General features: G+C 70.2%; 10 protein-coding genes. 4 read left to right on the top strand and 6 right to left on the bottom strand.

Annotation, left to right across the window (positions count from 1 at the left end; translation table 11 throughout):
• The first annotated feature begins 78 nt into the window (after window positions 1–78).
• Entirely contained in the window at window positions 79–3555 is a 3477-nt protein-coding gene (locus tag ABLE88_RS21670; RefSeq protein ID WP_348833878.1) for an indolepyruvate ferredoxin oxidoreductase family protein, read from the top strand.
• Between the two features lie 4 nt (window positions 3556–3559).
• Here the strand turns inward: ABLE88_RS21670 and ABLE88_RS21665 are convergent, their stop codons facing one another.
• Window positions 3560–4300, bottom strand: a complete 741-nt coding sequence (locus tag ABLE88_RS21665; RefSeq protein WP_348833877.1) for a nitroreductase — start codon at window positions 4298–4300, stop codon at window positions 3560–3562.
• 178 nt (window positions 4301–4478) lie between these two features.
• Between ABLE88_RS21665 and ABLE88_RS21660 the strand changes: the two genes are divergently transcribed.
• Window positions 4479–5273 carry a sulfite exporter TauE/SafE family protein gene (locus ABLE88_RS21660; protein WP_348833876.1) on the top strand — a complete coding sequence of 265 codons (795 nt, stop codon included), beginning with the start codon at window positions 4479–4481 and terminating at the stop codon, window positions 5271–5273.
• A 9-nt stretch (window positions 5274–5282) separates the two neighbouring features.
• On the opposite strand, the gene ABLE88_RS21655 is transcribed toward ABLE88_RS21660, so the two are convergent.
• From ABLE88_RS21655 to ABLE88_RS21645, 3 genes are all read right to left on the bottom strand, one after another.
• Window positions 5283–6434: a patatin-like phospholipase family protein gene (locus ABLE88_RS21655; RefSeq protein WP_348833875.1), complete on the bottom strand. Its 1152-nt coding sequence runs from the start codon at window positions 6432–6434 to the stop codon at window positions 5283–5285.
• Window positions 6435–6495: 61 nt separating this feature from the next.
• Entirely contained in the window at window positions 6496–7242 is a 747-nt protein-coding gene (locus ABLE88_RS21650) for an acetoacetate decarboxylase (RefSeq protein ID WP_348833873.1), read from the bottom strand.
• 101 nt (window positions 7243–7343) lie between these two features.
• Window positions 7344–8333 (bottom strand): WD40 repeat domain-containing protein, encoded by a 990-nt coding sequence (locus tag ABLE88_RS21645; protein ID WP_348833872.1) that lies wholly within the window; start codon window positions 8331–8333, stop codon window positions 7344–7346.
• A 126-nt stretch (window positions 8334–8459) separates the two neighbouring features.
• Between ABLE88_RS21645 and ABLE88_RS21640 the strand changes: the two genes are divergently transcribed.
• On the top strand, window positions 8460–8945 hold the full coding sequence (locus ABLE88_RS21640; RefSeq protein WP_348833991.1) for a GNAT family N-acetyltransferase: 486 nt from the start codon (window positions 8460–8462) through the stop codon (window positions 8943–8945).
• 17 nt (window positions 8946–8962) lie between these two features.
• Here the strand turns inward: ABLE88_RS21640 and ABLE88_RS21635 are convergent, their stop codons facing one another.
• Complete coding sequence (locus ABLE88_RS21635; protein ID WP_348833871.1) at window positions 8963–10168, bottom strand: ABC transporter substrate-binding protein; 1206 nt, start codon at window positions 10166–10168, stop codon at window positions 8963–8965.
• A gap of 176 nt (window positions 10169–10344) precedes the next feature.
• On the opposite strand from ABLE88_RS21635, the gene hrpB reads away from it, so the two are divergent.
• A complete protein-coding gene (gene hrpB, locus ABLE88_RS21630; protein ID WP_348833870.1) occupies window positions 10345–12825 on the top strand; it encodes an ATP-dependent helicase HrpB in 2481 nt (826 codons plus the stop codon).
• Window positions 12826–12829: 4 nt separating this feature from the next.
• On the opposite strand, the gene ABLE88_RS21625 is transcribed toward hrpB, so the two are convergent.
• Window positions 12830–13897, bottom strand: coding sequence for a heme-dependent oxidative N-demethylase family protein (locus ABLE88_RS21625; protein WP_348833868.1), 1068 nt, complete (start codon window positions 13895–13897; stop codon window positions 12830–12832).
• Between the last annotated feature and the right edge of the window lie 72 nt (window positions 13898–13969).

Raw genomic sequence — 13969 nt, 5'->3', positions numbered from 1 at the left:
CCAGCCTAGGCGGAACGGCTGCGGCAGTTTGACCCGCCGGCCGCGCCGGCGACGCCTCGCCGGCCCTGGAGGCGCCCCATGGCCCTTAAGCCCGTATCGCTCGACGACAAATACGACCTGTCCCAGGAGCGGGTGTTCGTCTCCGGCACCCAGGCGCTGGTGCGCCTCGCTCTGATGCAGAAGGAGCGCGACCGCAGGGCCGGCCTCAACACCGCCGGCTACGTGACGGGCTATCGCGGCTCCCCGCTCGGCGGGCTCGACCAGCAGTTCAACCGCGCCGACAAGCTGCTGAAGGCCAACGACATCAAGTTCCAGCCGGGGCTCAACGAGGACCTCGCCGCCACCGCGCTGTGGGGCTCCCAGCAGGCGGAGCTGCGCGGCGAAGGCCGTTTCGACGGCGTGTTCGGCCTCTGGTACGGCAAGGGCCCGGGGGTCGACCGCTCGGGCGACGTGTTCCGCCACGCCAACAATGCCGGCACCGCAAGGCATGGCGGCGTGATCGCGCTGATGGGCGACGATCACACCTGCGAGAGCTCCACCACCGCGCACCAAAGCGAGTTCCACTTCGTCGACGTGATGATCCCGGTGCTCAATCCGGCGGGGGTGCAGGAGATCATCGACTATGGCCTGCAGGCGTGGGCGCTGTCGCGCTTCTCCGGCGCCTGGGTGGGCCTCAAGGCGGTGAAGGACACGATCGAATCCACCGGCATCGTCGATGGCCGGCTCGACCGGGTCGCCATCGTCCATCCCGCCGACTTCGCGATGCCGCCCGGCGGCCTCAACATCCGCCTCGGCGATACCCCGATCGCCCAGGAGGAGCGGCTCCAGGAATATAAGCGCGACGCCATCCTGCACTTCCTGCGGGCGAACAAGCTCAACCGCTTCGTCACCTCCGGCGGGGCGCGCGCGCGCATCGGCATCGCCACGGTGGGCAAGTCCTATCTCGACGTGCGCCTGGCGCTGGACGAACTGGGTATCGACGAGGTGCGCGCCAACGACCTCGGCATCCGCATCTGGAAGGTCGCCTGTCCCTGGCCGCTGGAGACGCGGGGGCTGATGGAGTTCGCGCGCGGCCTCGACCTCATCATGGTGGTGGAGGAGAAGCGCTCCCTCATCGAGGTGCAGGTGCGCGAAGAGCTGTACGGCACCGCCAATCAGCCGGTCTGCATCGGCAAGAAGGACGAACAGGGCCGCTGGCTGTTCCCGGTGAAGGGCGCGCTCGATCCCAACGACATCGCCGTCGCCCTCGGCAAGCGCCTGCTGGCGTATGGCGACATCCCCGACATTGCCCGCCGTGTGGCCGAGCTGGAGGAGGCGCAGCGCGCGCTCGCCGCCACCGCCGACGTCGCCACCCGCATCCCCTATTTCTGCTCCGGCTGCCCGCACAATTCCTCCACCAAGGTGCCTGAGGGCATGCGCGCTTATGCCGGCATCGGCTGCCATTACATGGTGCAGTGGATGGACCGGCAGACCACCGGCTTCACCCAGATGGGCGGCGAGGGCGCCAACTGGATCGGCGAGGCGCCGTTCTCCAGCCGGCCGCATGTGTTCCAGAATCTCGGCGACGGCACCTACAACCATTCCGGCTACCTCGCCATCCGCGCCTCGATCGCGGCGGGGGTGAACGTCACCTACAAGATCCTGTTCAACGACGCGGTGGCCATGACCGGCGGCCAGACCCACGAGGGCAACCTCACGGTGCCGGTGATCGCCCGCCAGGTGGCGGCCGAAGGCGTCCAGCGGGTGGTGGTGGTCACCGACGAGCCGGGCAAGTATCCGGCCGGCACGGCGTGGCCGACGGGGCTCACCATCCACCACCGGGACGACCTCGATCAGGTCCAGCGCGCGCTCGCGGCGGTGCCCGGCGTCACCGCCTTGATCTACGACCAGACCTGCGCCTCCGAGAAGCGCCGCCGCAGGAAGCGCGGCCTGTTCCCCGACCCGGACAAGCGCGTCATCATCAACGAGCGGGTCTGCGAGGGCTGCGGCGATTGCGGGGTGAAGTCCAATTGCGTCTCGGTGCAGCCGCTCGAGACCGAATGGGGCCGAAAGCGCGAGATCGACCAGTCCTCGTGCAACAAGGACTTCTCCTGCGTCAACGGCTTCTGCCCGTCCTTCGTCACGGTGCACGGCGCCAAGCCGAAGAAGGCGGCCGGCGCGGCCTCCGGCGCCGACGACTGGGCTCCGCTGCCCGATCCGACGCGGCCTGAGATCGCTGGCACCTACGGCATCATCGCCACCGGGGTCGGCGGCACCGGCGTCGTCACCATCGGCGCCATCATCGGCATGGCGGCGCATTTGGAAGGCAAGGCCTGCGGCATGATCGACATGGCCGGGCTCGCCCAGAAGGGTGGGGCGGTCTACAGCCACATCCGCCTCGCCAACGACCCCGCCGACATCACCGCGATCCGCGTCCCCGCCCGCGGCGCCGACGTGATCCTCGGCGGCGACATCGTCGTGGCCGGCACCAAGAAGGTGCTGGCCGCGGTGAAGCCGGGCAAGACCCTGGTGGTGGTCAACACCCACGAGGTGCTGCCCGGCGACTTCACGCGCAACGCCGATTTCTCGCTGCCCACCGAGCGCATCAAGCGCACCATCTCCCAGGCGGCGGGGCCCGAGAACACGCACTTCATCGAGGCCAGCCGCCTGGCCGCGGCGCTGTTCGGCAACTCCCTGGCGCAGAACATCTTCATGGTGGGCTACGCCTACCAGTTCGGCGCCCTGCCGGTGTCGGCGCAGGCGATTGAGCGCGCCATCGAGCTGAACGGCGAGGCGGTCGCCATGAACAAGGCCGCCTTCCTGTGGGGCCGCCGGGCGGCCCACGATCCCGCCCGGGTGGAGGCGCTCGCCGCCCCCAAGGGCGAGGGCTCGCCGGCCCGCCGGCTCTCGAAGGACCTCGGCGAGGTGATCGCCCGCCGGGTCGAGGACCTCACGGCCTACCAGAACGCCGCTTATGCCGAGCGCTACCGCGCTCTGGTGGACAAGGTGCGCCAGGCCGAGGCGGCGCGCGCGCCGGGTCGGGCCGGCCTTGCCGAAGCGGTCGCCAAGAACCTCTACAAGCTCATGGCCTACAAGGACGAGTACGAGGTGGCGCGGCTGTTCACCGACGGCGACTTCCTGCGCCAGGTGGACCGCGCCTTCGACGGCGCGCTGCGCTTCGAGTTCCACATGGCGCCGCCGATCTTCGCCCGCCCCGATCCGATCACCGGCGCGCCGCGCAAGATGGCCTTCGGCCCCTGGATGCTGCGCGCGCTCGGCGTATTGGCGACGCTGAAGGGCCTGCGCGGCACCGCGCTCGACGTGTTCGGCTACAGCGCCGAGCGCCGCACCGAGCGGCGGCTGATCGCCGACTACGAGCGCATGCTCGAGCGGGTGCTCGGCCGGCTCGATCCCGCGAACCACGCGCTGGCGGTGGCGCTTGCCGCGATCCCGGAGAAGATCCGCGGTTACGGCCCGGTGAAGGCGCGCCATCTCGCCGCCGCCAAGGCCGAGGAGGCGGACCTGCTCGCCCGCTTCGAGGCGCCCGCCGCGCCCGCCGCGGTGGCCGCCGAATAGGCCGCTATTCGGCGAGCCGCTCCACCCGGCGCATGAAGCCCGACGGTGACTCGCGCTCCACCTTGAAGACGTTCTGCGGCGCCGCGGGGTCGCCATAGCCGAGCGCCATGCCGCACACCACCATGCGCTCGTCCGGGATGGCGAGGCGGTGGGCGATCTGCCGCCAATAGGGGATGAAGGCCGCCTGCGGGCAGGTGTCGAGGCCGAGCCCGCGCGCGGCGATCATGATGTTCTGCAGGAACATGCCGTAGTCGAGGATGGAGCCGCGCTCCAAGTCCCGGTCCATGGTGAAGATGAGGCCCACCGGGGCGCCGAAGAACAGGAAGTTGCGCGCCTGGTGCGCGGCGGTCGCCGCCGTGTCGCCCTTGGCGATGCCGAGCGCGGCATAAAGGTCCCAGCCCACCTTGCGCCGCCGGGCGAGATAGGGCTCGCGCCAGCGCCGCGGATAATAGGCAAATTCCTCCTCGCCCCTGTCGCCGGACAGATAGAGGTCGTGCAGTTCGCGGCCGAACCGCTCCAGAGGCTCGCCCTCCAGCACCAGCACCTGCCAGGGCTGGACGTTGGAGCCGCTCGGCGCGTGCGCGGCAAGGGCGAGGATCTCCTCGAGGATCGCGGGAGCGACGGGCTTCGGCAGGAACGCGCGGATCGACCTTCGGGTGGCGATGGCCTGCCGCGCCGACAGCTCGGCGTCGGGCGCGGTGGCCGCGCCCTCGGGCGAGCGCGGCGGGGAAACGGCGTCGGACATGAAGCTCCTCGGCAATCAGGCAAGGGGGGAATCGGCCACACCATAAGGATGACGGCCGGCGTCTCAAAGCGCCTCCGGGCCCGACGCCGCATGAAGAAAAGTGATGACGCCATAAGCTTTTGTAGGGACACGTCCGGCCCGCGGCGGGTTGCGCCGCCGGCCTGGAAGGAGCAAGAAGATGCTCCCTCCCCCGCTTCTGCGCGCGATGATAAACGGCGTGATCCTCATCGGCTTTTTCGTGATGGTCCTCGCCGGCGCGGTGAAGGGCATGGTGGGCATGGGCATGCCCACGGTCGCCATCGGCCTGCTGACGCTCGTCTTGCCGCCGGCGCAGGCGGTGGCGCTGCTCATCATCCCGGCCGCCTTCACCAATGTCTGGCAATACGCCACCGGGCCCGGCGCGGGCGCCACGGCGCGGCGCTTCGCCTCCATGATGGCGGCCATGACGCTCGGCACCTTCATCGGCGGGTTCGGCATCGGCGGGCTCGATTCGCCGTTCACGCTGCCGGCCATGGGCACGGTGATGATCTGCTACGGCCTGCTCGGCCTCGCCTCGGTTCCCCTGCACCTGCCGCCGCGCTGGGAGCAGCCGCTGGCGCCGCTCGTCGGCCTCGCCACCGGCGTCATCAACGGCATGACCAGCATGGCGATGCTGCCGGCGGTGGTGTTCTTCAAGGCGCTCGGGCTCGGGCGGGACGACATGGTCCAGGCGCTGGGCCTGAACTTCATGGTGGCCTCGTTCGCGATGATGCCGATCCTGATGTGGCCGGGCAGCTCTGGCGCGCCGCTGCTGGACCCGTGGATCATCGGCGCCTCGATCGCGGCATTGCTGCCCGCAGGGCTCGGCCTGAACCTCGGCCGGCGCCTGCGCATCATGGCCTCGCCGGAAATCTTCTCGCGGATCTTCTTCGGCTTCCTGACCCTGCTCGGGACCTACATGGCGGTGCGCGGCGTTCTCAAGCTCGCCGCCTGAGGGCGCGCCTCACTCCGAGAGGCGGTGGATGTCGTGCACGACGATGCCGATGGAATCGTCGGGCTTCTTGATCCATTCGCGCCGGCGCAGGGTCTTCACCGTGTCGTCGTAGCCGGTCTGCCAGTGGTCGCGCATGGAGGTGCCGGAGAATTCGTAGTCCTTGAACTCCCGCTCGTAGGTCTTCTCCTGATAGATCAGGTGGCAGATGTTGACCGGGCCGGAGGCGCCGTATTCCTCGATCAGGCGCTCGTCCTCGGGGGTGCGCAGCTGCTCGGGGATGCGCAGCAGCGATTCGTAGAGCTTGGAGCGCAGCTCCTGCACCCGCCGGAACACGTCCGTGGTGTAGCGGGTGCGGCTCGAATACGTGATGTCCTTCTGCCGCTCCGAGACGTCGAACATGTCGCGCGGCAGCTGGCCGTGGGCGCTGAACAGGTCCACCTGAAACACCAGCGCGCTCGGATGGTCCGGCTGGTCCAGCAGGAACTGGAGCGGGGTGTTGGAGACCACGCCGCCGTCCCAATAGTATTCGCCGTCGATCTTGATGGCGGGAAAGCCCGGCGGCAGCGCGCCGGAGGCCATCACATGCTCCGGGCCGATGGTATGATACTTGTTGTCGAAATAGATGAAGTTGCCGGTGCGCACGTTGACCGCGCCGACCGAGAAGCGCTTCTGCCCGGAATTGATGAGGTCGAAGTCCACGAGCTTCAGCAGCGTGTCGTGCAAGGGCGCGGTGTCGTAGAAGGAGGTGGCGCCCGTGGCCCCGGTGGGCAGCAGCCAGGGATTGGGGAAGCGCGGGCGGAAGAAGCCGGGCTGGCCCTGCAGGATGGTCATGGCCGCGCTCGCCTGGTTGCGCCAGGTGCGGAAGATGTCGCCTTCCGGCGTGTAGAGCCAGACCTTGCGGCCGGAGATGGTCTCCCAGAATTCCCTGAGCCGCGGCAGGCGGTTCTCCGGCGTGTTGCCGGCGATGATCGCCGAGTTGATGGCGCCGATGGAAACGCCCGAGATCCAGTTCGGCTCGCAGCCGGTCTCGGCCAGCGCCTCGTAGACGCCGGCCTGGTAGGCGCCGAGCGCGCCGCCGCCCTGGAACACCAGGGCGACGCGATCGTAGGCGCCAATGATATCGCAGAGGTCGTCAGGCAATCCCTTGGGGCGCGGATTCATGTCGTCTCACCTCGGTGACGGGCCGCCACGGCGCGCGGCGCAGCCGCGGCGCTCTTGAAACTCACGTCTGATCGGCAAGGTAATCATAGACCACTTCGCCGAGGCCTAGGGTCAGGTCCGCCTTCAGGTGCACGGCGGAGAGCACCTCCCGCACGGGCAGGCTGGCCACGTCGCAGATCGCATGGGGGAACAGGCCGAGGGCGGCCGGACCGGTCCAACACTCCTTGAGGGTGATGTCCTCAAGGAAGTAGCGCACCAGCTCGCAGATGCGGGGCTTGGCGTCCACGTCCGGGATGATCTTGATGAGGAAGCTCGGCGCGAGCAAAGAGGCGAGCACCTTCTCCCGGTCGCAGGCTACGTGCTTGTAGCCCATGGTGCCGGAGGCGCACAGGACGCTGCCGTAATGCAGCGTGCCCACCAGCGTGTCGGTCTCCACCTGGATCTTGGGCTTGGCGTATTTCTTCGGGAAGCCCCAGATCTCGCGGCCGCCGGCGATCGGCGCCTCGTCGTCGAGGAACATGGAATGGACGTAGCCGCCCTCGACCCCGTTGAACTTCACCGGGATCACCTGCCCGGTCTCGGTATAGTCGCCGAAGCCGGTCGAATCCGGCATGCGGATGAACTCGTACTTCACGATCGGCTCGAACACCTCGAGCGGCTCCGGCACCACCCGCTGCAGCGCCTCGAGGTCGGTGCGGTAGGTGATGATCAGGTACTCGCGGTCGAAGAACTTGTACGGCCCCGGCGGATAAGAGGGGCTGACGAGCGGCATGGAATAAGCGGTGCGGCGGACGTCAGCGATCTTCATCGTCAGGGCTCTCCGTCTGGCACCCGTTTCGCAGATGCGAAGGCACGATAGCCGATAGCGGTGACAGGTGACAGGGCCGCGACGGCCGCGCTTGCGGCCCGTCAGAAAGCGAGCACGCCGGCCGCCCCGCTTTGTGTTGCATAGGCGACCGCGCCGCCGGCGGGATGCCAGGCGATGGCGGCGACCGGGTCGGCGTCGGGCGCCCGCAGCAGGATCTCCGCCGCGTCGGAGACGCGCACCATCATCACCATGCCGTCCTCGTAGCCGGCGGCGATCACCGGGTCCTTGGGGTGGCAGGCCACCACCGTCACCCGGGAGGTGGGGGACGGCGCGAGCATGGTCGGCGCCTTGCCCATCGGGCCGTCCTTGGCCTGGAACGGCCACATCACCACCTCGCCCGAGCCCGAGGTCGCGAGCCACTTGCCGTCCGCCGTGAAGGCAAAGGACTTCACCCGCGAGGGATAGCCGGACATGCGCATATGGGCGCCGTCCACCACGCGCCAGCCGTGCAGCGTCGGCTCCTGCATGGTGGTGACCAGGAAGCGCCCGTCGGGCGAGAACGCCACGCCGAGGTGCGAGCCCTTCCAGGCGAGCAGCTCGGGCTTGGCGGACGGGGCGTTGGGGAACCACAGCGTCGCCCCGCCATAATGGGCGACGGCGAGCCGCAGGCCCTTGGGGGCGAAGGCGAGCCCGCCCACGGTGGAGGGCGCCTCGAAGCTCTTCGTCTCGCCCCTGGCCAGCACGAAGGCGGTCTTGCCGGCGGAATAAGCGAGCGCGCCGTCCGGGCCGAGCGCCAGGCGGTCGATCCAGCGGCCCTTGTGGGCGGCGCGTTCAACCGCCGTGCCGTCCGGACGGGTCTCCACCACGCGGCCGTCGTCGCCGCCGGTGACGAGACGGGTGCCGTCCGCCACCGCGCACAGCACGGCCCCCGCGTGGGCGGTCACCGCCTTGGCTCCACCGAAACCCAGGAACACGCGCCCCTCCGCGCCGGCGAAGGCCGGCGTCGCGTCGAGAAAGGCGGCGGCGACGATCTCGGCGCCGAGGGAGAAAGTGGTGACCTTGTCGGTGAGGCTCGAAGGGGCAAGGGACATGAAGCAGTGCCTGCGCGCGGCCCGAAGGCGGAAAGGGCCTTCTTAAGCCACCGGGCGCGGCGAGACGCAAGGTGGGCGGCGGCGCGGCCCGTTGCGCGGCGCGGCGCGGGGCGCCATAACGTGCCCATGATCATTCGCGACGAGATGCCCGCCGACGCGGCGCCGCTGCGCGCGCTGGTCGCCATCGCCTTCGGCGGCCCGGCCGAGGCCGATCTGGTGGACCGGCTGCGCGCGGACGGCGATGCGGCCGTCTCCCTGGTGGCGCAGGACGCCTCCGGGCTGCTCGGCCACCTGCTGCTGTCGCCGATGGAAGCCCCGTTCGCCGCGCTCGCATTGGCGCCGCTGTGCGTGCGCCCCGACCGCCAGCGCGCGGGAATCGGCGGCGCGCTGGTCCAGGCCGGGATGACGCAGGCCCGGGAGGCGGGCGCGCGCGCCGTCTTCGTGCTGGGCGACCCGGACTATTACCGACGCTTCGGCTTCCGGGCGGACCTCGCGGCGGGCTTCGAGACGCCCTATGCGGGGCGCCATTTCATGGCGCTCGCCCTCGGAGGTCCGCTGCCCGAGGCAAGCGGCGTGCTGCGCCACGCGCCGGCCTTCGCCGCATTGGGCTGAAGGCGCAAGCGAGGCTTTCAGTCGGCCTCCGCCTTCACCAGCGGGCAGCCGCCCTCATTGAGCGGGCGGAACGCCGTGTCGCCGGGGATGACGCGGATCAGCTCCAGATAGTCCCACGGATACTTCTGCTCGGCGGGCGCCTTCACCTTCAGCAGATAGAGGTCGTGGACCATGCGGCCGTCGGCGCGGATGCGCCCGCCATGGGAGAAGAAGTCGTCCACCGGGGTCGCCTTCATCTGCGCCACCACGGTCCCGGTCTCCGCGGTGCCCGCGGCCCGGACCGCCTTCAGGTAGTGCAGGATCGAGGAATAGACGCCCGCCTGGCCCATGGTGGGCATCGCCTTGTGGCGCGCGAAGAAGCGCTTCGACCAGGCGCGGGTCTCGTCATTGAGATCCCAGTAGAAGCCCTGGGTCAGGATCAGCCCCTTGGCGGTGGGCAGGCCGATGGCGTGGATGTCGGTGATGTGGAGATAGAGGCCGGCGAGCTTGACGCCCGACTGCGGGATGCCGAACTCGTTGGCCTGCTTGATGGCGTTCACCTGGTCCGCCCCGGAATTGGCGAACGCGATGAGCCTTGCCCCCGCGCCCTGGGCCTGGAGCAGATAGGAGGAAAAGTCGGTGGCGCCCTGCGGGTGCTTCACGTGGCCGACGATCGCACCACCGCCCTTCTCCACCGCCTGGACCGTGTCGCGCTCCAGCGCCGCGCCGAAGGCGTAGTCGGCGGTGATGAAGAACCACGGCCCGTCCTTGGCGAGCGAAGCCCCGGTGCCGGCGGCGAGCGCGTAGGTGTCGTAGGTCCAATGGATGCCGGTCGGGGCGCAGAACTTGCCGGTGAAGTCGGACGAGCCGCCGGTGGAGGCGAGCACCAGCTTGTTCTTGCGCCGGCCGATCTCCTGCACCGCCAGCAGCACCGAGGAGGTGGGGATGTCGGCGATCACGTCGACGCCCTGCTCGTCGATCCAGCGGTTGACGATGGCCGAGCCCACGTCCGGCTTGTTCTGGTGGTCGCCCACCACGATCTCGATCGGCCGGCCGAGCACCGTGCCGCCGAAATCCTCCACCGCCAGCTGCGCGGCGATCACCGAGCCGGGGCCGGCCATGTCGGCATAGATGCCGGACTGGTCGTTGAGAATGCCGATTCGCAGGGGCTTCACGTCGGCGGCGACGCGCGGCGCCGGCAGGAGCAAGACCGCGGCGAAGGCGGCGAGAATGGTGCGGTGCATGGGAACTCCCGGAACGGAAAGACTGCCAACCGCATTATTCGACATTTTCGAGCGATTCAATATATATTACGTTGTATAGTGCGATATATTTATAATCACATTTTGATAGTGTTTTAATTGGGCGGCGCCGCCCGGCGCCTCGCCCATGGCCGGCTTTGTGGTCTATGAGAGCGGCCATGCCCGCCGTCGCGCCGCTCCCCATCGATGCCGTCCTCGACGACCTCATGCGCACCCTCGCGGCGAACACCGCGGCGGTGCTCGTGGCCCCGCCCGGCGCGGGAAAGACCACGCGGGTGCCGCTGGCGCTGCTCGACGCGGCCTGGGTGAAGGGCGGCAAGATCCTGGTGCTGGAGCCGCGCCGGCTCGCCGCCCGCGCCGCTGCCCACCGCATGGCGCAGACTTTGGGCGAGCGGGTCGGCGCGCGCGTCGGCTACCGGGTGCGGCTCAGGTCCGAGGTCTCGGCCAAGACCCGCATCGAGGTGGTGACCGAAGGCGTGTTCACCCGCATGGTGCTGGACGATCCGGAGCTGTCCGGGGTCGCCGCGGTGCTGTTCGACGAGTTCCACGAGCGCAGCCTCGATGCCGACCTCGGCCTGGCGCTGGCGCTCGACAGCCAGCGCGGCCTGCGCGAGGACCTGCGCCTGCTCGCCATGTCCGCCACGCTGGATGGCGCCCGCGTCGCCGCGCTCCTGGGAGCGCCGGGGACCCCGGCGCCGGTGATCGCCAGCGCGGGCCGCGCCTTCCCGGTCGAGACGCGCCATCTGCCGCGTGATCCGCGCGCGCGGATCGAGGCCCAGATGGCCGACGCCGTGATCCGCGCGCTCGGCGCGGAGCCCGGCTCCATCCTCGCTTTCCTGCCCGGCGCCGCCGAGATCCGCCGCACCCGCGACCTGCTGGCGCAGAAGGTGCGCGATCCCGCCGTCGACCTTGCCCCCCTGTTCGGCGCCATGGACGCGTCGGAGCAGGACCTGGCGCTCCTGCCCGCCCCGCCGGGCCGGCGCAAGGTGGTGCTCGCCACCGCCATCGCCGAGACCTCGCTCACCATCGAGGGCGTGCGCGTGGTGGTGGACAGCGGCCTTGCCCGCGTGCCGCGCTTCGAGCCGGACGTGGGGCTGACGACGCTCGAGACCGTGCGCGTCTCCCGCGCCGGCGCCGACCAGAGGCGCGGGCGCGCCGGACGCACCGAGCCGGGCGTGTGCTACCGGCTCTGGAGCGAGGGCGAGACCGCGAGCCTGAAGCCCTTCGCCACGCCGGAAATCCTCTCCGCCGATCTGACCGGCCTGGTGCTCGACCTCGCCCGCGCCGGGGTGCGCGAGCCGGCATCCCTGCCCTTCCTCGACCCGCCGCCCGAGCCGGCGGTGAAGGAGGCGAAGGCGCTGCTCGCTTTGCTCGGCGCGCTCGACGCCGAGGGCCGCGTCACCGCCTTGGGCGCGCGCATGGCGCGCCTGCCTTTGCCGTCGCGCCTCGCCCACATGGTGGTGCGTGGCGCGGACCTCGGCGCCGGCCGGCTGGCGAGCGAGATCGCGGCCGTGCTCACCGAGCGCGGGCTCGGCGGCGACGGGGTCGACCTCGGCCACCGGCTGGACGATTTCCGCCGCGACCGCTCGCGCCGCGCCGAGGACGCCCGCCGCCTCGCCGCCCGCTGGGCCGAGGCGGCCGGCGCCGGTCCCGAAGGTGGCGGCGTGGCGCCGTCTTCCGCCGCGCTGCTGGCGCTGGCCTTCCCCGACCGCATCGCCAAGGCGCGCGGCGACGGCACGCGCTTCCTCCTGCGCAACGGCCGGGCCGGGGCGGTGGACCCTGCGGCGGCGCTGGCCAAGGCGCCTTTTCTCGCCATCGCCGAAATGTCCGGCCGGGCCGATGCCGCCCGCATCGTCCTTGCCGCCGCGCTCGACGCGGCCGAGATCGAGGCCATGTTCGGGGCCGAGATCACGGACGGCCTGGAGGTGACGTTCGATGCCGCCGCCGCGGCCGTGCGGGCGCGCGAGACCCGCCGGCTGGGGGCGCTCACTTTGTCGTCGCGCCCCCGCCCGGCGCCGCCCGATGCCGCCACCGCGCGTTTGCTGGCGGAAGGCGTCGCCGGCCTCGGCATCGCCCGCCTGCCCTTCACCCCGGCGCTCGCCCAGTGGCGCGACCGCGTCTCCTTCCTGCGCGCCGCCGAAGGCGCGCCTTGGCCGGACCTTTCCGACGCCGCGCTCGCTGCTGCGGCGGCGGACTGGCTGGCGCCGTTCATCGCCGGCCGCACGGCGCTCGCCGAGATCACCGCTTCCGACCTCGACGGCGCGCTGAAGGCGCTGCTGCCCTATGCGCTCTCCGCGCGCCTCGAGGCCGAGGCGCCGACCCATTTCACCGCCCCCACGGGCACCCGCGTTCCGGTGGACTACGGCGCCGAGGGCGGCCCGCAGGTGGAGGTGCGGGTGCAGGAATTGTTCGGGCTCAAGACCCATCCGGCGCTCGCCGGCGGGCGCATTCCGCTCACGCTGGCTTTGCTCTCGCCGGCGCGCCGGCCGATCCAGGTCACGAAGGATCTGCCGCAATTCTGGCGCGGCTCCTGGCGCGACGTGCGCGCCGAGATGCGCGGGCGCTATCCCAAGCACCCCTGGCCCGAGGACCCGTCCCAGGCCGACCCCACCACCCGCGCCAAGCCGCGCGGCACCTGAGGGTTCAGCGCGCCGGGTCGAGCGCGTCCGTATCGGGGGCGATGCCCTTGGAGGTGGGCGCGCCGTCGTCGAACGGCGCGAGATGATCGATCACCATCTGCCGGTAGCGCGGCAGGCCCTTATAGGCAGCGATGTCGGGATGAAGGTCGCGCAGCACCCGGTGCAGGCGGCGGCGCCATTTCGGCACCTTGGCGATGTCGGCCACCGAGGTGAGATAGCAGCGGATGCCGAACAGGATGGCGTTGGAGCGCGGCAGGCGGAACAGGGTCTGGAGTTCCACGCGCAGGTGCACCTTCTCGGCCACGTTCTCGGGCGTCACGGTGGCCTTGTCGGGGCCCCAGACGGGGTAATTCTCCGGCGAGGTGTCGAGCCTTGGATTGACGGTCATGGTCCAGTTGAGGCGCCGCACCGGCTGGCCGCACTGCAGCCGCATCAGGTATTTCAGCGCCCGGTCGAACACGCCCTTCTCGTGCGCCAGCGGCACCGGCCCGTGCCATTCGTGGAACGTCATGCCGATGTCGAATTCCAGCGACCAGTCGGCCTGGGTCGTGACCATGCCGCCATCCACGAACAGATTGTCCTCGCGCTGGTCCTGCAGCGTGAAGTCGCCCTGCGCCTGGCGGGTGATGTACTCGAACGGCGGGCAGGGCAGCGTCTCCGCCCTGCCGAAGGTGAAGGACTGCTGGAGGCCGAGCGGGCGGTTGACCCAGGTCCACAGGTCGCCCGCCTTGGTGAGCAAGAAGTGCTCGGGATAGTCCGCCGCGAGGCTCTCCATGATGAGCTCCAGCGTGTCCCACTGCGCCGCCATCATGTGCGACAGCACCTGGCAGCGCTTGGGGTCCTCGCTAAGCACCTTGGCCCGCTCGTGGCACTCGGCCACATAATGCTCGTCGATGTCGAACACCGCCTGGAACGCCGCCGTCGGCCCGCCCCGGACATGCGGCTCGATGTTCACCGAGTACATGTAGGTGTCTTCGGCGAACGGGAACGGGAAGCGCAGGATGTCTTGCGCCGTCTTGCGATAGGTGAAGGTGTCGCGGAAGGTCTCGGACGGCTTGAACTGCAAGGTCATGGTCTCGTCCTTTGAAATAAGGCCGCCGAGCCTTTGCCCGGAGAACCCCTCCCCCTTGTGGGGAGGGGCAGG

Source organism: Xanthobacter luteus, assembly GCF_040049235.1.
In the GTDB taxonomy this organism is placed as follows: Bacteria; Pseudomonadota; Alphaproteobacteria; order Rhizobiales; family Xanthobacteraceae; genus Xanthobacter.
The sequence above is the reverse complement of the archived record's forward strand: the minus strand, read 5'-3'. Positions and strand labels throughout refer to the sequence as shown.